Genomic DNA, 22189 nt, shown 5'->3' with positions numbered 1-22189 from the left:
CAGTGATAAGAAAATAATACACCTATTTACGATAAATTTAAAATATTTTTACAAATAAATTTATTTTATATAAATATTTATGGATGTAGAGTTGGCACACCAATTGCATAAATAGAAAGTGAGAGATTTAGGAGAAAGGAGGAGTGCTATATATGAGGCACTGTGACGTTTTAATAATAGGCGGTGGTATTATAGGATGTTCTATCGCCTATTACACTTCAAAATACGGAAGAGACGTAACAATCATTGAAAAAGGGGAATTTGTCAGTGGGACGTCTTCACGGTGTGACGGGAACATTTTAGCGATTGATAAAGACCCAGGATTTGATAGCCAAATGTCGTTAGTAAGTCAAAAATTAGTAACTGAATTAAGTGAAGAGTTGGAGCACTCATTTGAATATAGGACGCCAGGAAGCATTCTCGTTTGTGAATCAGACGAAGAAATGGAGGCAGCACAGCAATGGGTAAATCGTCAAAAAGAAGCTGGTTTACCATTTCGAATGCTTGATAGGCAAGATATAAGAGAGGAATCACCATTTTTTGCGGATGATTTATTGGGTGGTTTAGAATGCGCAACTGATTCGACTGTAAATCCATATCTTCTTGCTTTTTCACTTCTTGCAGAATCGAAGAAATTTGGTACAAAAACTTTTAATCATACAGAAGTGAAAGAAATAAAAAGAGATATAGACGGTTCCTTTATTGTAGAAACGACAAATGGAACGTTTACTGCGAAGCAAGTTGTGAATGCAGCCGGTGTGTGGGCTCCTAAAATCGGACAGATGTTAGATGTGAATATCCCTATAGAACCGAGAAAGGGGCATATTATTGTAGCTTCAAGGCAACAACACGTAGGTTCACGTAAAGTAATGGAATTTGGTTATTTGATTTCTAAATTTGGCGGAAAACGAAAAGTGGATGCTTTAACTGAAAAGTACGGGGTTGCACTTGTATTTGAACCGACAGAAAGCCAAAACTTTTTAATTGGTAGTAGTAGAGAGTTTGTGGGCTTTCATACGAGGATTAACAACGAGGTTATTAAATGTATTGCGAACCGAGCGATTCGTTTTTATCCGAAAATGGCAGATATGATGGTGATTCGTTCTTATGCTGGCTTACGTCCATGGACAGAAGATCATTTGCCAATTATTTCACGAGTGGAACATATTCCTAATTATTTTATTGCAGCAGGACATGAAGGTGATGGAATTAGTCTTGCGGCAGTTACTGGGAAAGTGATTGAAGAGTTATTAAATGAAAAAGAAACAATCATTCCTATTGAAGCACTTCGTTTGAGTCGTTTTACAGAAAGGGTGTTAAACGGATGAGGTCACAAAGAGTCTTTACGACGATTGATACACATACAGGCGGGAATCCAACGAGGACATTAATTAGCGGACTTCCTAAGTTAATTGGAGAGACGATGGCAGAGAAGATGTTACATATGAAAAAGGAGTATGACTGGATTCGCAAATTGCTAATGAATGAGCCACGTGGTCATGATGTAATGTCAGGGGCATTATTAACAGACCCGTGTCATCCGGAAGCGGATATAGGCGTTATATACATAGAGACAGGTGGATATTTACCGATGTGTGGTCACGATACAATCGGTGTATGTACAGCTTTAGTTGAATCAGGTTTAATTCCAGTAGTTGAACCGGTTACTTCTCTAAAGTTAGATACACCAGCTGGCTTAGTTGAAGTAGATATTTCTGTTCAAAATGGGAAAGCGATTGAAGTCTCCTTCTGTAACATACCAGCTTTTTTACTGAAAAATATTTCTGTACACGTCGAAGAAATTGGAACTGTAGAGGCTGATATTGCATATGGAGGAAATTTTTATGCCATTATCGATGCGAAGTCAGTTGGTCTAGAACTAGTACCAGAAAACGCTTCTACAATTATTGATAAGGCGATTCATATTAGAAATACAATTAATGAGAAGTTTGAAATCATTCATCCGCAGTATTCGTTTATAAGAGGATTAACACATATTGAATTTTACACAGACCCTACTCATGAAAGTGCACATGTGAAAAATACAGTTGTTGTTCCGCCAGGAGGAATTGATCGATCTCCATGTGGTACAGGAACATCAGCGAAGTTAGCTGTATTATACGCTCATAAAAAAATTGACATCGATGAAGAGTTCGTTCATGAGAGTATTGTTGGTTCTCTATTTAAAGGATGTGTCATGAATACAACATATGTCGAAAATATTGAAGCTGTAGTAACGAAAATTACAGGGTCAGCTTGGCTTATGGGAATGCATAGATTTTTTTACAATGAAAAGGATCCACTAAAAGAAGGGTTTTTGCTAATTCCGCCGATGGAACATGAAACGGAGGATGTAAAATGAACATTCAAAAAATGTATACAGCAGTAGACGTACACGTAGCTGGCGAAGCATTTCGTGTAATTAAAGACGTACCATGCAAATATTACTACAGTTTGGAACAACTAAATGAACAATTTTCAGGTGATTTAGCAGAAGAAATGAAGCTCTTATTAAATGAACCACGTGGTTTTATCGGTTTAAATGGATGTATTGTCGTTCCTTCTATTCATAATGAAGTTGATGCAGCTGTATTGTTTTTTAATCATGAAGGATCAATCCATCTTCATTACGGTGGTATTGTCGCGGTAATCACGATGTTACTAGAAAGTGGATATTTAAAAAAGAGAGATTCTAATCAATACAAAATTGAAACGTTATCTGGAATTTTTTCAGTCCACGCTTATGTAGAGGATGATGAAGTTATATCGGTGTCGTTTGAAAGTAAACTATGTTATATGGTTGAGAAAGATTTGAAGATTGGTAATATACGTTATTCTCTTATACAGGCTGATAAAGTATATGCAGTCGTAGAAAAGGATACGTATTCACCAGAAATTTGTATTGAAAACATCTCTGAATTAAAAAAATGGGGAGAAGCTACACTTCAAGCGATACAAAAACAGTCATTAATAAAAAGACTTATTTTAGTAGATTCTATGCAAAAAGAAAAGAACCATATAAAGTCGATTACATTTCATGAAGATAACTTTATAGTACGTTCGCCAGGTTTTGTTTCTACTATTGTGTCTTATGTTCATGCATTATTTAAAAATGATTATATAGCGGATAAACCTTTTAAAAATGAAAGTATTTTTAATAGCTTTATAACAGTGGAACAAGTGAAGAAAGAAGAACTAGGATACATTTTTCGATTTGAAAGTAGAGGGTTTATTACAGGAATGCAGACGTTTCTATTAGACCCTACAGATCCGTTTCCAACAGGATTTTTATTAAAATAAAATGTTAAAGGGAGAGATTAAGATGCAAAAAATTAAAGGGGCATTTCCAGTATTAATAACACCGATGGATGAATTTCAAGAAATTGATTGGAAAGGTGTAAAACAAAACGTAAACTACTTTATTGAGCAAAAGGTAGCTGGAATTATTATTAATGGAAGTACGGGAGAATTTGTTAGTTTATCAAAAGAAGAACGATTTAACATGGTAGAAACAGTATTAAAAGAAGTAGATGGCCGTATTCCAGTTATTGTTGGAACTGCTGCGGAGACGACGAAAGAAACGATTGAATATACGAAACATGCAGAAGCGCACGGAGCAGATTGTGCATTAATTATAAACTCGTATTATTGTAAACCGAAAGAAGAGGAAATCTATTTTCATTTTAAAGAAATCTCAAACGCTGTAAATATACCAATTATGCTATACAATAATCCATTTACTTCTGGTGTTGATATGAGTACAGAGCTAATGCTCCGTATTGGAAAAGAATGTGAAAATGTTACACATATTAAAGAATCTAGCGGAGATATTCGAAAAGCGAGAGATTTAGTAAGAAAAGGCGAAGGTGCTTTTCAAGTCTTCTGCGGATCTGAAGATTTAGTTATGGAATCTTATTTAGTTGGTGCAACAGGATGGGTTTCAGTAGCAGGAAATATCGTTCCAGGACTTGTTACGAAAATGTATGAGCATTTTCAAAATGGTGAATTAGAAAAAGCGTGGGAAATGAACGATGCTATTTTACCTCTTTGTGAGTTTCTTGAAGGATCAGGGAAATATGTACAAATCGTTAAACGCTCAATGGAATTACATGGGCAAGTCGGAGGACCTTCACGTTATCCGAGATTAGGATTAACGATAGAAGAAGATCAAAAGCTTCAAACGATTTTATCAGAAATTGCAGCTCATGCAGCTGTTTAAATAAGGAGGAGAGCATATATGTTAACGACAAATATTGAGCTGAAACCAAAAGTGAAAGCGTTTTTAAATGAAGAAATTAAAATGTTTATTAATGGTGAGTTTGTTCCTTCTATTAGTGGGAAGACGTTTGAAACTTACAACCCAGCGACAGAAGATGTTCTTGCGGTTGTTTGTGAAGCACAAGAAGAAGATATTGATGTCGCAGTAAAAGCTGCGACATTAGCTTTTGAATCAGGCCCTTGGGCAGAAATGACTACTGCTGAAAGAGCGCATCTTATTTATAAATTAGCAGATTTAATTGAAGAACATAGAGAAGAATTAGCACAGCTAGAAGCTTTAGATAATGGGAAACCATATCAAGTAGCACTTGATGATGATATTACAGCGACTGTAGAAAATTACCGCTATTACGCGGGATGGGCTACAAAAATTATCGGGCAAACAATTCCGATTTCAAAAGATTACTTAAATTACACACGCCATGAACCGGTTGGCGTTGTTGGTCAAATTATTCCGTGGAATTTTCCGCTCGTTATGTCTTCTTGGAAAATGGGAGCCGCTCTTGCGACAGGTTGTACGATTGTATTAAAACCAGCAGAGCAAACGCCTTTATCTTTACTATATACAGCGAAGCTTTTTAAAGAGGCTGGTTTTCCAAACGGTGTTGTAAACTTTGTTCCAGGTTTCGGCCAAGAAGCAGGATCGGCAATTGTAAACCATCATGATATTGATAAAGTAGCTTTCACAGGTTCAACAGTTACGGGGAAATATATTATGCGACAATCTGCAGAAACAATTAAACATGTAACATTAGAACTTGGTGGTAAGTCACCAAACATCATTTTAGAAGACGCTGACTTAGAAGAAGCAATTAACGGTGCGTTCCAAGGAATTATGTATAATCATGGTCAAAATTGTAGCGCAGGGTCTCGAGTATTCGTTCATCGAAAGCATTATGAAACAGTCGTAAATGAACTTGTAAGAATGGCAAATAACGTGAAGCTAGGGGCAGGTATGGAGGCGGAAACTGAAATGGGACCGCTCGTATCTAAAAAACAGCAAGAGCGTGTGCTAAGTTACATTGAACAAGGAAAAGCTGAAGGTGCTACTGTTGCAGCTGGCGGTGAACGCGCATTTGAAAAAGGTTATTTTGTACAGCCAACAGTATTCACAAATGTTACTGATGATATGGCAATTGTTAAGGAAGAAATTTTTGGACCAGTTGTCGTTATACTTCCATTTGATTCGACAGAAGAAGTAATTGAAAGAGCAAATAGCTCTTCCTATGGGCTTGCTGCGGGTGTATGGACACAAAATATTAAAACAGGGCATCAAGTTGCCAATAAATTAAAGGCAGGAACAGTGTGGATTAATGATTATAACCTAGAAAATGCTGCTGCACCATTTGGTGGATATAAGCAATCTGGTATCGGACGTGAATTAGGTTCATACGCCCTTGATAACTATACAGAAGTGAAAAGTGTTTGGGTAAATATAAAGTGAAACTCTATTCAGTGGGAGTCTTTTCATCCACGCTGAATAGTAGTAGAACCAATCGGGTATTTACGAGCAGTTGATCTTCCACCTTACTTCTTTGTATTCACCGGATTTAGGAGGTGGGAGTTTTACTGCCCACAAATAGCAGGATAAAAGAATGATGAAATAGTGAGAGATGCGGACAACTGGTAGGTAGGATAAAGGTTGTCCGTTTTCTTATATATAAAATTGCTTTTTCAAAAGAATTATAAGGGGGATTTGGATGGAGAAATTAGTAGAATGGTTAGTAGGACAAGTATGGAGTATTGGTTTAGTTGTTTTTGCGTTAGGAGCAGGAGTGTATTTCACAATTGCGACTCGTTTTTTACAAATTCGTTATTTTAAAGAGATGATTAAACTATTATTTGAAGGGAAGAGCTCGGAGACGGGAATATCATCCTTTCAAGCATTTTGTTTGGCGTTATCGGGCCGGGTTGGAATTGGTAATATCGCAGGAGTAGCGACAGCTATCGCTTTTGGCGGGCCTGGAGCTGTATTTTGGATGTGGGTGATGGCATTATTAGGAGCAGCTAGTGCATTTGTTGAATCGACATTAGCACAAGTATATAAAAGTAAGGTGGGCAATGAATATCGCGGTGGTACGCCATACTTTATTGAGAAGGGTTTAAAAATGAAATGGTTTGCGGTCATTGTAGCGATCGTCGTTACAATTTCATACGGCATGTTATTGCCAGGGATTCAATCAAGTAGTATCGCAGTGGGGTTTGAAAATTCTTCTGGAATTAGTAAATATGTAACTGGTATATTTTTAGTTGTGTTACTAGCAGCGATTATTTTTGGTGGAGTAAAGAGAATTGCGGGCGTTTCACAAATGTTAGTTCCATTTATGGCAATTGGTTATGTAATTGTTACATGTATCGTATTAATTGCGAATGTAACGGAAATTCCAAGTATGTTTGCTTTAATTTTCTCAAGCGCATTTGGTGTAAATGAAATGTTTGGAGGGATCGTTGGGGCAGCTATTGCATGGGGAGTAAAGCGTGCAGTATTTTCAAACATTGCTGGTGTAGGAGAAGCAACATATAGTTCTGCTGCTGCTGAAGTATCGCATCCTGCAAAACAAGGCTTAGTTCAAGCATTTTCCGTATATATTGATACAATTGTCGTATGTACAGCGACGGCTCTTATGATTTTAATAACAGGCATGTACAATGTTATACCTGAAGGAAAGAGTGCAATTGTACAAAACATAGGGAATGTGGAAGCTGGTCCAATTTATACACAACAAGCAGTTGAAACCGTTATGACAGGATTTGGTCCAATATTTATTTCAATCGCAATCTTCTTCTTCGCATTTACAACTTTACTCGCTTATTACTATATCGCTGAAACGACGCTTACTTATTTAGATAGTGGACTAAAATATAGTTGGTTAAAGCCAATTTTAAAAATCGGATTTTTAATTATGGTTTACATCGGTAGTGTAGAATCAGCGTCCCTTTTATGGAATCTCGGAGATTTAGGAATAGGCAGTATGGCATGGTTAAACCTTATAGCGATTTTACTATTAAGTAAAACAGCATTAAAAGTGTTAAAAGATTATGAGGCGCAGAAGAAAGAAGGAAAAGACCCAATATTTGATCCTAAAAAGGTAGGAATTGAAGGATTAGCGTTTTGGGAAGAGAAGAGTAAAGAGATTGAAAGGAAAAGCTCTAAAGAAAAAGTGCCAGTCGATGATAGTGTGAAATTTTAAGCTTGCAAATTTCCGGGATTAAAAAACTGAAAATTCTATCTTTTATTGATCTGAGTAAAGGGATTTTATTATCTTGTTGTGTTTTAGCTGCAATTTCTGAAGAACTGAAATGTGCCAAGCGATGATTTTAATACAAGAGTGTATAGTGGAATTGAAAAATCAAAGTCATTAAGCGAGAAAAAGCCCTCCTTAAACTATTATTTTAAGGGGGACTTTCTAGTTTAGCCTAACTTTTTTGAAAGAGTTTCAATTGTTTCATATAATCGATAGCTTTTGTTTTATTCCTTTGTGTAGAAACATATTGCGCCTCGTTTATATATCTATAATAATTATTAAATATTTCTTCAGAAAGAATTCCGTCAGAGAGAGCTTTTTTAACTGCACAGTGTGGTTCATTAGTATGCGAACAGTTAGAAAATTTACATCTCCTAGATATACCCGCAATATCTTCATATCCAAAATCAAAGTTATCCTCATGATTTATCAAGTCAAATCCTATTTTACTAATAATTAATCCCTCCACTTTTCAAAGTTTTTTTTGAATCATACATACAAATTCTATCGTTTTCAAGTTGTATTTATTTTAATATTCTATATTTTTATAAATTGATTTCTCTACATCAGGAAGAAGTGTGTATATACTCTTACCGATTATAGATTCTAATTCATTCTTAATTGTATAGAATCCCTTCCAATGTAAAGAGGTATGAGAGGTTGTTCCGTGACGTAAACCAACAGAAATGAATCTTTTTTCAAGAGTAGTACAGCCTTCCGCATCAGCAAGTGCGTCACAAAGGGTAATGACCTTATTGTATAAGTCGTAGTCACTATTTTCATTCAATATTTCAATTAACCGACTTTCCATATAATCGGGAACAAGGCTCCACCCCGCTGCGATATCTAAATGCTCATTTTTGCAAGGAAACGAATGTGTCACACAAATAATCGCGTTTCCTGTATATCCTAAATCATTCATGTACATATACCCATCATAGGAATGAATAACAGATTTGGTAAAACCTTTATATCTTCCTATATCATGCAGGAGGGCAGCATTGTATGCTATGTCAGCATCTAGGTCGTACCCATTATTAATAAGTTCTACAACTATCTTTTCAGTTGCAAGGGCAACATTACATGAATGTTCGAGCCACGGACCTGAGTTTTGTTCATATGCCCACTCGAGTAATTCTCTTGCATATGTCCTATCTAATATATATTTCATATAGTTATCCTTTCTCTAAAAAATCATATATTAAATAATTTCATCTTAGAATTTCATTATTCCTTCTTTAAAAGTTGTTACAATGAAACAAAAGGGGGAAAAGTAATGCGAAATTTAGTAATTGAAGAAATTAAGCAACTAGAAAATGCTATTGAAGAGCTTTCTAAACTTTTGAAAACTGTAGTAGATGATGGGGCGTCAATTGGTTTTTTACCTCCACTAAAACAAAAAAAAACAACCAATTATTGGCAAACTGTATTAGCGCCCGAAGTGATATTATATGTTGCTAAAATAAACAATGAAGTGGCAGGAAGCATTCAATTACATCTAGTTACAAAGCCTAACGGGATCCATAGAGCCGAAATTTGCAAGTTAATGACTCATCCAAACTTTAGACGTAACGGCATTGGACGTTCGCTTATGCAAAAAGCAGAGGAAAGAGCAAAGCAAGAAAACAGGTCTCTTTTAGTGTTAGATACTAGAGAAGGAGATCCTTCAAATAGATTGTACAAATCATTAGACTATCAAGAAGTTGGAAAAATACCGGAATATGCAATTTCTCCGAATGGTGAGCTCGATGCCACGGTTATTTATTATAAAATGATTTAGTTTTTTATTTGAAAAGGGAGATAATTTCAAACGATATATTTGTTATTATGTAAAAGATTGATAATTTAAAATAAAATTTGATAAAACCCTGTATAATAGTGTTTTTCTTTTGACCCTTTAACTTCATCTGGACTGTTTAATTAAAGGGCCAGTTTGTAGAAGGTTTTAACAGGTTTTTTAGAGTTATTATTTAAATAGGAATCTTGAAGTCTTTTGGTGAATATTAAATGTTAATCTAAAAGATGGAGGTTGCTGTCATGTTGAAACTGTTTCAATATAACTGGCAAGTTCGTGATGATTGGTTTACATTGTGCGAAGAAATGCCGGATGAAGAACTATTAAAGAAACGGATCGGTGGGTTCGGCAGTATCCTACATACTCTATTTCACATTGTAGATGTGGAATATATGTGGATCTTAGGTTTGCGAGGTGAACCAGTACCTGAGGAGCCATTGTTTGAAGATTATGCTAGCTTGCAAAAAGTGAAAAATCTTTCGGCTCAATACCACGAGAAAGTGAAGCCATTTGTGACATCTTGGACAAATGAAATGGATTCTCGGAAACTTTCAGAAACTGATTTCAATGAAGAATCGATTAGCTCTAGAGACGCACCAATCAGGCGCAGAGTCATTGAATGTACACATGGAGAGATAATACGTCATGTCATTGTCCACGAAATCCACCATATCGGCCAGTTATCTATATGGGCACGTGAAATAGGAAAGGAGCCTGTTTCCGCAAATTTGAGAGGAAGAGGGCTATTTGATAATTAGACTGCCTTTTCCAATTTCGCATTTAACAACGTAGTGCAAGTACCATCTTTATTTTAACGAGAAGATAACCTTTGACCCTCTAAATTATTTTAGAGGGTCTTTATTTGTGAAAATGATGAAAAATATAGAAGAAACTGCAATTATTTATAAAAAAATACGCTTTAAATATTGTCATATTTGCTTCTTTAAGATATCCTTTTCATGAAGAGGTGGAAAACATGGAAAAAGTACTAGTTTTCGGGCATAAAAACCCAGATACAGATGCAATTTGTTCTGCGATTGCTTATGCAGAATTGAAAAAAGAATTAGGAATGAATGCTGAGCCTGTACGTTTAGGCGAAATCAGCGGTGAAACTCAATTTGCGTTAGACTCTTTTAAAGTAGAAGGACCGCGTTTTGTTGAGACAGTAGCAAACGAAGTGGACAACGTTATTTTAGTTGACCATAACGAACGTCAACAAAGTGCTAACGATATCGAATCTGTTCGTGTGTTAGAAGTTATTGACCATCACCGCATTGCTAACTTTGAAACAAGCGATCCTATATACTACCGTTGTGAGCCAGTCGGTTGTACAGCTACAATCTTAAACAAAATGTACAAAGAAAATGGCGTTGCAATTCGTAAAGAAGTTGCAGGTTTAATGTTATCTGCAATTATTTCAGATTCTTTACTATTCAAATCTCCAACTTGCACAGAACAAGACGTAGCAGCTGCTCGTGAACTAGCGGAAATCGCTGGTGTTGACGCAGATAGCTACGGCTTAGAAATGTTAAAAGCTGGTGCTGACTTAAGCGGAAAAACAATGGAGCAATTAATCTCCCTTGACGCTAAAGAATTCCAAATGGGTAACGCGAAAGTTGAAATCGCACAAGTAAACGCTGTTGATACAAACGACGTTCTTGTACACCAAGCGGAACTTGAAAAAGTTATCTCTGCAGTAGTAGAAGAAAAAGGTTTAGACCTATTCTTATTCGTTGTAACTGATATCTTAACTAACGACTCTGTTGGTCTTGCGATCGGTAAAGCAACAAACGTTGTTGAGAAAGCATACAACGTAACATTACAAAATAACACAGCTACTTTAAAAGGTGTTGTATCTCGTAAAAAACAAATCGTTCCTGTATTAACAGAAACATTCCAAGCTTAATATTATTGAGTATGGATAAATAGAAAGGACAAGTAGTCGGATTGGCTGCTTGTCCTTTTTTATTATAAAATTACAGACGAGCCTATTGGGTGGAAATAAAAAAGGATAGCAATAGCTATCCTACTTATCGTTTATTCATAAGATCGTTTCTTATTTATATAAAATGTAATAACAGCAGCAATAATGAAAATAGGTATTGCGTACACTTGCCCAACAAATAGTTTCCAGCCCACAGTATTATAGCCGTCAGATGCTGGAACGATAACGGCGATAATACAAACAATAATATAGAGTAATAGTGCTGGGAGTATATTTTTCATAGTCGTTCACCTCCTTTTCATAATTTATTTATATATTGTACTATTTAATAGTTATTGGAAGATTAAATATGCTTGATTTTACGAAATCTTCACAAATTCACTAAAGGATGAGGTATATGCATGTTGTATGAAAGTGACTTTAGTACGGTGTGTTTATGTAATAATATATATACTTAATCGATTGTTATAAAACAAATTAAACTAAATGTAGAAGATAATGTAATTTTATCTTTCGAGATTATTATATAGTATTCTGTAAAAAAATGTACTGGGAAATTGATATTTCATAAGAAAGTTAGAAGCGAGGTAAGAAATAACGATGAAAAGGTTATGCATAATTCCATGCGGAAAGAAGAAAATTTGGGATAAGTACCCAGATTACGGAGAGGCAGAGGCAAAAGATGTATATATTAGTCCATTCGGAAAAGCATGTCAGGCGTATGCAACTGAGTTTTTCGAGAACTGGGTTATATTATCAGCAAAGCATGGATTTTTAAGACCAAATGATATTGTAAAGGAAAACTATGATCTTGCATTTGATTCAAAGAGTAATGAGATTATTAGCATTGAACAATTAAAACAACAGATGATTGATAAAGGCTTATTTCAATTTGATGAAATAGTCTTACTTGCAGGGAAGAAGCATAAGAACGTAGTGACAAAATTATATCCAGAAGAAATCATTACATATCCATTAGAAGGATGTAAAGGGATTGGGTATATGTTGCAGAGATTGAAGGGGGCTGTGGAAGGGCAGCAGGAAATATAGACATGAATTAGTACTTGATTCAAATTACATCACATTTATACATTTAAAATAGACTATTAAACAAGCCTTTTTACGCTTTTAAACATAGAATATGATGAATTCTAATGTGTATTAGGGGGAGTCATATTCATGGGAAATAATTGTCGTTGTAGACATTTCTGAGATTGTAATAGATTTTGGGATGATTTAATGTTTGGAAGATGTAGACGCAGAGATTGTGATGATTGTCGTTGCAATTGTAAACGTCATTGTGATTGTGATGATTGCCGTTGCAATCGTAAACGTGACGATGATGATGATAAATGCCGTAAGTGGTAATTTTCTTTGAAAGAGTACTTTGAAGTAAAGTACTCTTTTTTTGTATGAACCTTTTAAATTCCTTTTTGAACGGATTTCTTTTCAATTCCCCATGAATCTTGTTTTATTATTTTTAAAGCTACATTCGTACCATTAGATTCTGTATAAAAGATATATCCGTGGTTTGATTTAACGTAGGTTGAAGGTTCACCTGTGCAATCTTGTGAACAAGATGTGTTGATAAGCTCGATTAATGATAGTTCGCTCGGGTCAGTCTTACTTGCATCTATTAGAGTATCAAGGTTCGTTTTACGATAACCTTGTAAGTTTACATGGAAAATCTGTTCAATTTCTCCTGTAATGCTAGTATTCATTACTTCAACTGAATTTTTCTTTTGTTGAAGAAATCCGTTTTCATAAAGTAATTTTGTATATCCAAGCCATGCGATTAAAACTAGCATGATAAACATACCAGACATTTTTAGTCTTCGAAGTCTTTTACTTACAATTGTTTCTGAGTATTTCATTCAGTCTAATCCTCCAATGTTTTTAATTTAAAGTATGCCTGGATACATACATTTAGAAGAGGATGAAAGTTAACGAGTTCTTGATTCAAAAAAGAAAACATCAGAAGTTAGATGCTTTCTTTTTTGAATGATTTTTTGTTATCTGTTAGTTACTTGTTTCATAAGAGGTCTTATTTCTTTAACAGGTGGTTTTTTATCATAGGCGTCAACGTAAGAAAAGTAATAATTTAAGTTTCTAAGAAGTCCTTTTCCTATTTTAGCGCTTAAGAAGGGGAATACTTGTCCAGTATAATCATCGAGAGATTTACAGTAGTATTTTTCATCTAAATATATACTGTATTTACATGTTAGTTCTACTAGTGGATTGCCTTCATCATCATTTACTTCTTTAGAATCGATAATGTCTATTAGTGCGAATTTCTCATTTAGATAAACTTTTTTCTTTTTCTCGTGTTTATTAGTAAGTATAAAAACGAGACCAATGGCGTTAATCAAACTATTTCCTCCTATAAGAAAGGCTATTAATAAAATATATCGATATAAGACAAATGTAAAGAGGAGATATAATATAGTTTGAAACTTTAATAAGCCGATTTGTTTTCAAATCGGCTTATTATTATTGAAATACTTGCGGGAATTGTTTTACGATTGCATCTGTTATAGTATCAGCCATTTCTAATGCTTCTTTTTCAATTTTATCGTATAGTTTTACACTGGCATCATAATCCTTATTTAGGAAGGCGAGTGCTTCCGCTTTTGTTAACGCTAAATGCTCATAAAACATTTTTCTAAATTCTTCTTTTTCTATATATGGGTTGATACTGGTTAGGAACTCAACAATTTCATCGCCATTAGAGTACCACTTCTTTTCTATAGCGGCTGCTGCGTTTTGATCGCCAGCTTTTGCGGCTTTAACAAGATCAGCAGCAATTACTAAGTGGTCTTTAATTAATGCACTATATTTTTTCACTGCATTTTCTCCGTAGAATGGTTCAAGTGATAGTCCCATGTGTGTTGCATTTTGTAGAAGACGTCCAACAGTAACGTTTACGTCTGGCAAGTTAAAGATGATGCCTATAATGGCTAATCGTGTCCAAGTGACGTGTTGTTCCCATAAAGAACGCATATATCCTTTTAAAAAGTTTTCGTTTTTACTAACTCGGTAATTTCGTACAAATGAATCGAAGTTTCCGTTAGTGATATGATAAGGGGAGTAATACGATTGCCAATAAGTATACATAAATAGTTACACTCCTTTGAACATGTATATCTCACAATATGATAAACGTTATTTTTAAGTTACGTGTCCAAGAGTTTTTTTGAGAGTTGGAAAAGGAGAAGGTTGAAGGGGAATGAAAAAACATGATTATGATATATATGAATCAAAAGAATTTTAAATTAATAGAGGTCCTGCAAGGGAAATTACAGGACCTCAAAAGGGTATTGCCGAGATGTCGGACTCGACTACGTAATATTAACATAAAATTTTTTCAAAATAACCTGGTAAATGTGTCCAAATGAAAAGGATACTATTTAATAAAGTTAAAGGGATCTGCTTCCCGCGGCAGATCCCCTTAACTAGATAATGTTGATGAGTAAAGACTCATCTAGAGTATCTTTATAATAACAAATGAAATTCACTTTGTGTATTGAGAAAAAATGAATTGCTTGTATGAATGTAGCGGATTTATATTTTGCTTTTTGGAATTATAATCATTTGTGGAGAGCGGAATAGGGTTCTAAAATGGAGAAAAGACTTTTCAGCCAGGCTACGATACATTGCAATATGTAAGTATAAAAAAGACCTGCTAATTTAAGCAGGTCAACATAAGGGGTTTATCTAACAGATTATTATATATGGTAACAACTGTATTATAGTGAGTCTATAAGTTATATGTTGAGAAAATTTGTTTGAATGATATATATTTGGCACATGTATTAACGTTTAAAAAGTTGAGAAAGGAAATTAATAAGCTTTCTATAGGAGAATAAGGGTTGATACTTATAAAATGATTCATATTTCCACGCATCATTATTAGAGAATTGGAGTTGTTTATTTGACTCTTTAGACTTGATGGAACTATTGTAACTACGTTTCATAATTTAACCTCCTCAAATTCAAATGTATACGATTAGTAGTATTCTAGGAAGGTGAATAAAATGAATATTTATATTGAAATTCTTTCTTCTTGTGTACTAAATTTGTGTTTTTTATGTTGTAAAACGTAGAAAGTAACTAAAACAATGATACTAATTAATATCCATAACGAAGAGAAACTTAGAATAATGAAAAAGCATGCTATTAAGCTTAAAGAGAGTGCTTTGTTAAAGAATTCAGGAATAGTTTGTATGCAGCGGAAATTTCATAAATCGCATATCACAAAAACAAGTGGATTTATCCAGCTTTACAAGAATTATTAACAATTGTACGTGGATCATGCCAAAAGGATGGCGAGAATCAGTTTGATGATAGATTATATATAACTCTTTCATTCAGCACTTTCATGACGCATAAGTGATGATATAATAGGAATAGATGAAAGATATAGAAAAGCAGGTGACTCTTTTTTGTTTACAAAAGCACAAGAACTTTTAGCGTCTTATTTCGGTTATTCGTCATTCCGAAGAGGACAAGATGAAACAATTAAAAATGTATTAGATGGGAAAGATACAGTTTGTATTATGCCTACGGGCGGTGGTAAGTCAATTTGTTATCAAATTCCCGCATTAGTATTCGAAGGAACGACATTAGTTATCTCACCTTTGATTTCACTTATGAAAGATCAAGTAGATACATTAATACAAAACGGTATTTCCGCTACATATATTAATAGTTCTATTTCTATTACAGAAGCGAATCAAAGAATCCAATTGGCGAAACAAGGGCATTACAAGCTGCTTTACGTGGCGCCTGAGCGTCTTGATTCTATGGAGTTTGTTGATCAACTTATCGATATGAAAATCCCGATGATAGCGATTGATGAGGCGCACTGTATTTCGCAGTGGGGACATGATTTTCGCCCGAGTTATTTACATATACATCGCATATTAGATTATCTTCCAGAAAAACCGCTCGTTTTAGCGTTAACAGCAACCGCGACACCACAAGTGCGTGATGATATTTGTAACACGCTTGAAATTAATCAAGAAAATACAATTATGACAACGTTCGAGCGCGAGAACTTATCGTTTTCAGTAATTAAAGGACAGGATCGTAATGCGTATTTAGCAGATTATATTCGTCAAAATCAGAAGGAATCTGGGATTATTTATGCAGCTACAAGAAAAGTAGTCGATCAGTTATATGAAGATTTAGGGAAAGCAGGAGTTTCGGTATCGAAATACCATGCTGGTATGAGCGATCACGATCGAAATGAACAGCAAGAACTCTTTTTACGAGATGAAATCAGTGTTATGGTAGCGACATCAGCGTTTGGAATGGGTATTGATAAATCGAATATTCGTTACGTTGTTCATTATCAACTTCCAAAAAATATGGAAAGTTACTATCAAGAAGCAGGACGTGCTGGTCGTGACGGATTAGATAGTGAATGTATTTTGTTATATTCTTCTCAAGATGTGCAAGTGCAACGCTTTTTAATCGATCAATCAACTGGAGAATCACGTTTCTCAAATGAGCTTGAAAAATTACAAAACATGACTGACTATTGTCATACAGAACAATGTTTACAATCATTTATTTTGCAATACTTTGGAGAAGAACCGAAGGAAGATTGTGGGCGCTGCGGTAATTGTACTGATGACCGTGAAAGTATTGATGTGACGAGAGAATCACAAATGGTTCTATCTTGTATGATCAGGACGAACCAACGATTCGGAAAACAAATGATTGCACAAGTATTAACTGGATCGAAAAATAAGAAAGTTATTGAATTCAATTTTCATACTTTGCCAACGTACGGTCTTTTATCAAACCGTAGTGTAAAAGAAGTCAGTGAGTTTATTGAGTTTTTAATTTCAGAAGAGTTAATTGCAGTTGAACATGGTACGTATCCGACATTAAAAGTAACGGAAAAAGGGAGAGAAGTATTACTTGGTAAAGAGAATGTTTTACGCAAAGAACGAGTAGAAACGAGACAAATTGTTCAAGACCATCCTTTATTTGAAGTGCTTCGTGAAGTGCGTAAAGAAATTGCGCAAGGAGAAGGTGTACCGCCGTTCGTTATTTTCTCTGACCAAACGTTAAAAGATATGTGTGCGAAAATGCCGCAAAGTGACTCCGAACTTCTAACTGTAAAAGGGATTGGAGAGCACAAACTTGTGAAGTACGGCTCTCACTTTTTACAAGCAGTTCAGCACTTTATTGAGGATAATCCAAACTATGCTGAAACAATTAAGACTGAAGTTGTTTCAGAGCGTAAAAAAGCAGGAAAAGCTTCAGCGAATTCTCATATAGAAACGTATGAAATGTATAAACAAGGCATTGATCTAAGTGAGATTGCGAAAGAGCGTGGTCTATCGAGACAAACGATTGAAAATCATTTAATTCGTTCTTTTGAAGATGGTATGGAAGTAGATTGGAAAAGCTTCGTTCCAGCAGAGTATGAATCTCTTATTGAAACTGCCGTACTAAATGCAGAAGGCGGTTTGAAATCAATTAAAGAACAACTTCCAGATGAAGTGAGTTACTTTATGATTCGTGCATATTTACAAATAAGAAAATAGAGACATATAAAGGGGATAGGGATATATGCATCATGTTTTCGTTTATGGCACGTTAAGAAAAGGACAAACGAATGCTCATTATATGCAAGGAGCAACCTGCATTGCAGACGGAGCGTGGACGTATGGCAAATTATTTGATACAAACGAAGAGTATCCTGCAATGATTTGCTCAAACGAGGAAAAGGTATATGGGGAAGTTTACGAAGTAGATGATGAGGTTTTAGAAAAATTAGATGAGCTAGAAGAATACACAGGTAATCCTGAGACTGATTTATATGATCGAATTACACAAACGGTATATTTTGCTGATAAAGAACTACATGCTTATGTGTATATTGCTCAGGATAAAGAGATATTAAAGAAAATCATTGATTCTGGGGATTGGCTCGTGTATCAAAAAGTATAATTAAAGCAGCTAGGGATAAAAATTGGAAAGCAGATAATGGAATAATTCATTACCTGCTTTTTATTGTGTTTTCAGTTGAAATTCTCATTTTTTTATATTTCTATAAAAAGAATAGCGTTTTTTTCGTTATATGGATACAAATTTACATTATCTTGATAATAATAGGGCGAGAATCTATTATGTTTAATCAATAATATAATGACACAATTGACAAAACATACATCGGTGTTATAATGATACCCTGTTACCAAGGTAACAAGGTATCGTTTTTTTACGGTAAGGATGTGAAATTATGAAACAAAATAATGAACAAATAAATGAAAAAAATACAAAAATTAAAGTTGAACGTGTGCAAACTGGAATTAGGATGGAAAAAAGAATGGTAAAAGTTTTGAAAGCGATGGCAGAATACCATGATATTTCATTAGGCGTACTTCTTGAAAGAATAGTTCTTCATTCTTTTGAAAACAAACCTGTGTTTAGCGATGAAAGTCTTGAAAAAGTTAAAGCTATAAAAGAAGTTTACGATATGGATTATGGCCTAGAAATAAGTCGTAAGTGGAATGATTCGGATAACTAGAATATTTATAATACCATTTAGATTTATGTAAGGGGTCTATGAAATATAGAAATGAAAATAAATTATCAGGAGCGATATTAAATGAAATTCAGTACATTAACCATATTTGATAATTACCCCGATCGATTATCTCGAACTCCGAGACAATTCTATAATGAGGTATTGGAGCAAGCCGTTCGGGCTGAAGAAGTGAATTTTGATGGGGTATGGTTTGCAGAACATCATTTCTCTGATTTTGGTATTAATCCTTCTCCAGCAGTTTTGCTCGCTGCGGTATCTCAAAGAACGAAGAGAATTCGCCTCGGTGTGGGTGTTGCAGTCCTTCCATTACACAACCCTATACGAGTTGCTGAAGATTATGCGATGGTTGATCTTTTATCAAACGGAAGGTTAGATTTGGGGTTAGGTAGTGGATATGCACAGAAAGAATTTGATGGTTACAATATTTCATTGGAGGACAAAACTGAACGTTTTAACGAGTCTCTAGTAGTATTACGTAAGGCGTGGTCAGGCAAGCTTTTTTCTCATCAAGGGAACTTTTTTCAATACAAAGACCTTAGGCTTAATGTTCAGCCAATACAAGCTCCGTTTCCGCCTCACTGGATTGCAACCTCTAGTGAAAAAGGTGTTAGTCATGTTGCTAGTATGGGAAACAATTTCATGGGGCTTGGGTTTAGTAAATCACGAGATGAATTAGCAAAGCTGATTGATACTTACAAGAATACGTATCTAAAGTCAGGACACGGTAATCCAGAAGAATTGGAAATCCCTGTTGCATTTCATGTTCATGTTGGAGAAACATATGCAGAGGCTGAATCCAATGCAAAAGATCCTTATCAACGATTTATGAATACTCCGCGTGGGACGAATATTTCATATGAAGACCTTAAATGTAAATTCAACCCAGTAATAGGAAGTCCTGATGAAGTTATTAAACAAATTCAGTCCTACAGTGAAATAGGTGTTACGAATTTTATGGCAGTAATGAATTTTGGTGGATTAGAACATCATAAAGTGCTTTCATCTTTAGATTTATTTGGTAAGTATGTAATTCCTGCATGTAAGTGAAAAATTGATTGTTCCCCAAAACAAAAAAATGAATGTAATTCTCATAAATATAGAGAGAAAAAATTATTTTGGGGATACTTCAAAATCTTAGCTTAATGGGTATGGGTTTATCCTTACCTTTTCTTTATTTTGGAAAATTCCCACTTAAACTATTGACTTTATGATTGTGTTTTTTATAGAATTATATCTCGACTGAAAAAATTGGAACGGACAGGAGGGAATCATCAAATGAACAACATTTTTGACGAAGAGTTACAAAAAATGAAAAATACTTTATGTACGATGGATGATCAATTAGAGCAGCTTGAAAAAATCCCAGTTTATTATGGAGAAGATTTCAAAGAGCAAATTCTTGAAAGTATGAGGGAGTCTAATAGACAAAACTTACGTATCGGTGTGCAAGAGCCATACTTTGGAAGATTAGACTTTCAGGAGGATGGAAAGGAAGAAGTTATGCCGATTTATATCGGTAAAGTAGGGGTTTCGGATAAGGATACGATGAAACCAATTGTTATTGACTGGAGAGCACCTGTCGCAAGTATGTTTTATTCATTTACCGGTGGTGATGAATTAGCATTTTATCAATCACCTGACGGGTTAGTAGAAGGCGATGTGTATTTAAAACGAAACATTTCCATTCGAAAGAGAGAACTAGAACGTGTTGCTGATACATATGTAAAAGGAAATGAAGATGTCTCGCATGCTGATGATTTTCTTCTATATCGATTAGGTGAGAATAAAGATAATAAATTAAAAGATATCGTTTCGACTATACAATCGGAGCAAAATGATATTATTCGTGCGGAAAGAAACTTACCATTATTAATTCAAGGGGTTGCAGGGAGCGGAAAGACAACAATCGCTTTACACCGCCTTGCTTTTTTAATTTATGAATACCGTGAACAACTTGAAGCGGAGAGAATGATCGTATTCGCTCCAAACAGTTTGTTTTTAGACTATATTTCGAGCGTACTTCCTGAATTAGGGGTAGGAAATATTAGTCAAACGACGTTTCCAGATTGGGCATTACGTACGTTAGATGGTTCGGTGAAACTAAAGCAGACAGAAGAAAAATTGAAAGAAGCATTTTCAATTAATCGCGATGAAAAAAAGGTTATGCTCGGTAAATTAAAAGGAACGCTGGAGTTTAAGTCGTTTATTGAAGAGAGAATGGTTCAATTTGAAAAAGATTTAGTACCGACAAAAGATTTTGAGGCGTGGGATAGAGCAGTTATTCCAGTGGAAGACGTTAAAAAATGGATGCAAGTTGAATATAAACATTATCCATTAAAGAAAAGAAGAGAACGTTTAGTCGGCCGTATGAAGCGCTGGATTGAAATTGAACTTAAAAAGTTTGGAGAAACAAACGAGAAAAAGTTACTAAAAAAAGAAGCGACAAAGAGATTGAACACATATATGAATTTTTGGCCGAAAATGAGCCCGCTTTCACTATACAGTTCAATGTTGAAAAGTAAAGAAATACTCGAGGTTTTACCTGAAGAACTTGTTCAAGAAACAGAAAAGAATTGTCGTAAAAAAGAAGTATATGGAGAAGATTTACCAGCTCTAATTTACATACATCATCGAATAACTGGAATTGAAATCGGACAGAAGTTTCATCACGTCGTTATTGATGAAGCACAAGACTTCTCACCATTCCAAGTTTATGTACTAAAAGAAATTACACTAGGTAATTCTTTCACTATATTAGGTGATTTATCTCAAGCGATTTATGATTATCAAGGAATTGAAGACTGGAATGCTTTTAAGGAAGTATTCCAAGAAACAGGTTATTATGAACTGACGAGAAGTTATCGTTCTACAAAAGAAATTATTGAATTCGCGAATGAAATAATTAAAAATGCAGAGATTCCAGTAGGACTCGCAACACCAGTTTTCCGTAGCGGAGAAGACGTGAAAGTAATCCGGGCAGAGGACCAATTTACTGAAGTTTTAAAGACATTACAGCATTTACAAAATGAAGATGTGAAAACAATTGCGGTAATTGGAAGAACAGACGATGAATGCCGTGATATATATGAGAAGTTAACAAATGCAGGATGGACTGTTAACGTCATTGAAGCAGATCAAAGTAAATATGAAGGTGGTATTTCGGTAGTACCTGTCTATTTAGCGAAAGGTTTAGAATTTGACGCTGTAATTCTAATTGATGTTGATGAAGAACATTATAAAAATACAAAACATGATGCGAAGTTACTGTATGTCGCATGTACGAGATCACTTCATGATTTATGGATTTTCCATAGTGGGGAAGCGTCACCTTTAATTAAGGAATTAAAATAAATAAAAAA

At 34.8% G+C, this 22189-nt stretch carries 21 protein-coding genes and 1 pseudogene; 16 read left to right on the top strand and 6 right to left on the bottom strand.

Features of this window, described 5'->3' with window-relative positions:
• The first annotated feature begins 152 nt into the window (after positions 1 to 152).
• The 6 genes from FT637_RS11915 (at position 153) to FT637_RS11890 (ending at position 7469) form a co-directional block, all read left to right on the top strand.
• A complete protein-coding gene (locus FT637_RS11915; RefSeq protein ID WP_193646474.1) occupies positions 153 to 1328 on the top strand; it encodes an NAD(P)/FAD-dependent oxidoreductase in 1176 nt (391 codons plus the stop codon).
• Entirely contained in the window at positions 1325 to 2362 is a 1038-nt protein-coding gene (locus FT637_RS11910) for a proline racemase family protein (protein ID WP_193646473.1), read from the top strand. Before FT637_RS11915 ends, FT637_RS11910 begins: the two co-directional genes overlap by 4 nt.
• Complete coding sequence (locus FT637_RS11905) at positions 2359 to 3300, top strand: proline racemase family protein (protein ID WP_193646472.1); 942 nt, start codon at positions 2359 to 2361, stop codon at positions 3298 to 3300. The genes FT637_RS11910 and FT637_RS11905 overlap by 4 nt, the downstream gene beginning before the upstream one ends.
• A gap of 22 nt (positions 3301 to 3322) precedes the next feature.
• Positions 3323 to 4219, top strand: coding sequence for a 4-hydroxy-tetrahydrodipicolinate synthase (gene dapA / locus FT637_RS11900; protein ID WP_193646471.1), 897 nt, complete (start codon positions 3323 to 3325; stop codon positions 4217 to 4219).
• Positions 4220 to 4237: 18 nt separating this feature from the next.
• The gene (locus FT637_RS11895; protein ID WP_193646470.1) at positions 4238 to 5722 is read left to right on the top strand and encodes an aldehyde dehydrogenase family protein; all 1485 of its coding nucleotides are present in this window, start codon (positions 4238 to 4240) and stop codon (positions 5720 to 5722) included.
• Between the two features lie 256 nt (positions 5723 to 5978).
• A complete protein-coding gene (locus FT637_RS11890) occupies positions 5979 to 7469 on the top strand; it encodes an alanine/glycine:cation symporter family protein (protein ID WP_193646469.1) in 1491 nt (496 codons plus the stop codon).
• Between the two features lie 226 nt (positions 7470 to 7695).
• Here the strand turns inward: FT637_RS11890 and FT637_RS11885 are convergent, their stop codons facing one another.
• Positions 7696 to 7992 (bottom strand): hypothetical protein, encoded by a 297-nt coding sequence (locus FT637_RS11885; protein WP_193646468.1) that lies wholly within the window; start codon positions 7990 to 7992, stop codon positions 7696 to 7698.
• Positions 7993 to 8052: 60 nt separating this feature from the next.
• A complete protein-coding gene (locus FT637_RS11880) occupies positions 8053 to 8694 on the bottom strand; it encodes an HD domain-containing protein (RefSeq protein WP_193646467.1) in 642 nt (213 codons plus the stop codon).
• 105 nt (positions 8695 to 8799) lie between these two features.
• Between FT637_RS11880 and FT637_RS11875 the strand changes: the two genes are divergently transcribed.
• The 3 genes from FT637_RS11875 to ppaC all read left to right on the top strand — a co-directional run bounded on the left by FT637_RS11875 (position 8800) and on the right by ppaC (position 11224).
• Positions 8800 to 9303, top strand: a complete 504-nt coding sequence (locus tag FT637_RS11875) for a GNAT family N-acetyltransferase (RefSeq protein WP_193646466.1) — start codon at positions 8800 to 8802, stop codon at positions 9301 to 9303.
• Positions 9304 to 9560: 257 nt separating this feature from the next.
• The gene (locus tag FT637_RS11870; RefSeq protein WP_193646465.1) at positions 9561 to 10076 is read left to right on the top strand and encodes a DinB family protein; all 516 of its coding nucleotides are present in this window, start codon (positions 9561 to 9563) and stop codon (positions 10074 to 10076) included.
• Between the two features lie 218 nt (positions 10077 to 10294).
• Positions 10295 to 11224 (top strand): manganese-dependent inorganic pyrophosphatase, encoded by a 930-nt coding sequence (gene ppaC, locus FT637_RS11865; RefSeq protein WP_193646464.1) that lies wholly within the window; start codon positions 10295 to 10297, stop codon positions 11222 to 11224.
• 131 nt (positions 11225 to 11355) lie between these two features.
• On the opposite strand, the gene FT637_RS11860 is transcribed toward ppaC, so the two are convergent.
• On the bottom strand, positions 11356 to 11544 hold the full coding sequence (locus tag FT637_RS11860) for a DUF4017 family protein (RefSeq protein ID WP_193646463.1): 189 nt from the start codon (positions 11542 to 11544) through the stop codon (positions 11356 to 11358).
• A gap of 319 nt (positions 11545 to 11863) precedes the next feature.
• On the opposite strand from FT637_RS11860, the gene FT637_RS11855 reads away from it, so the two are divergent.
• Positions 11864 to 12313, top strand: coding sequence for a DUF6884 domain-containing protein (locus FT637_RS11855; protein ID WP_193646462.1), 450 nt, complete (start codon positions 11864 to 11866; stop codon positions 12311 to 12313).
• A gap of 129 nt (positions 12314 to 12442) precedes the next feature.
• Positions 12443 to 12631 (top strand): annotated as a pseudogene (locus tag FT637_RS30305) (hypothetical protein).
• Positions 12632 to 12684: 53 nt separating this feature from the next.
• Here the strand turns inward: FT637_RS30305 and FT637_RS11850 are convergent.
• The 3 genes from FT637_RS11850 to FT637_RS11840 form a co-directional block, all read right to left on the bottom strand.
• A complete protein-coding gene (locus FT637_RS11850; protein WP_193646461.1) occupies positions 12685 to 13137 on the bottom strand; it encodes a hypothetical protein in 453 nt (150 codons plus the stop codon).
• A gap of 138 nt (positions 13138 to 13275) precedes the next feature.
• A complete protein-coding gene (locus tag FT637_RS11845) occupies positions 13276 to 13632 on the bottom strand; it encodes a cytoplasmic protein (protein ID WP_193646460.1) in 357 nt (118 codons plus the stop codon).
• A 121-nt stretch (positions 13633 to 13753) separates the two neighbouring features.
• Positions 13754 to 14377 (bottom strand): hypothetical protein, encoded by a 624-nt coding sequence (locus tag FT637_RS11840; RefSeq protein ID WP_002200238.1) that lies wholly within the window; start codon positions 14375 to 14377, stop codon positions 13754 to 13756.
• Between the two features lie 1328 nt (positions 14378 to 15705).
• Between FT637_RS11840 and recQ the strand changes: the two genes are divergently transcribed.
• The 5 genes from recQ (at position 15706) to FT637_RS11815 (ending at position 22181) form a co-directional block, all read left to right on the top strand.
• Positions 15706 to 17823 (top strand): DNA helicase RecQ, encoded by a 2118-nt coding sequence (gene recQ / locus FT637_RS11835; protein ID WP_193646459.1) that lies wholly within the window; start codon positions 15706 to 15708, stop codon positions 17821 to 17823.
• Between the two features lie 25 nt (positions 17824 to 17848).
• Entirely contained in the window at positions 17849 to 18229 is a 381-nt protein-coding gene (locus FT637_RS11830; protein WP_193646458.1) for a gamma-glutamylcyclotransferase, read from the top strand.
• A 292-nt stretch (positions 18230 to 18521) separates the two neighbouring features.
• Positions 18522 to 18809 carry a hypothetical protein gene (locus FT637_RS11825; protein ID WP_097903691.1) on the top strand — a complete coding sequence of 96 codons (288 nt, stop codon included), beginning with the start codon at positions 18522 to 18524 and terminating at the stop codon, positions 18807 to 18809.
• Positions 18810 to 18890: 81 nt separating this feature from the next.
• Positions 18891 to 19877 (top strand): LLM class flavin-dependent oxidoreductase, encoded by a 987-nt coding sequence (locus tag FT637_RS11820; RefSeq protein WP_193646457.1) that lies wholly within the window; start codon positions 18891 to 18893, stop codon positions 19875 to 19877.
• 228 nt (positions 19878 to 20105) lie between these two features.
• Positions 20106 to 22181 (top strand): HelD family protein, encoded by a 2076-nt coding sequence (locus FT637_RS11815; RefSeq protein ID WP_193646456.1) that lies wholly within the window; start codon positions 20106 to 20108, stop codon positions 22179 to 22181.
• Positions 22182 to 22189: the final 8 nt, after the last annotated feature.

It is taken from the genome of Bacillus cereus, assembly GCF_015071065.1.
GTDB lineage: Bacteria > Bacillota > Bacilli > Bacillales > Bacillaceae_G > Bacillus_A > Bacillus_A cereus_BA.
Note: the sequence above shows the minus strand (reverse complement) of the source record. Positions and strands in the feature narration are given on the sequence as shown.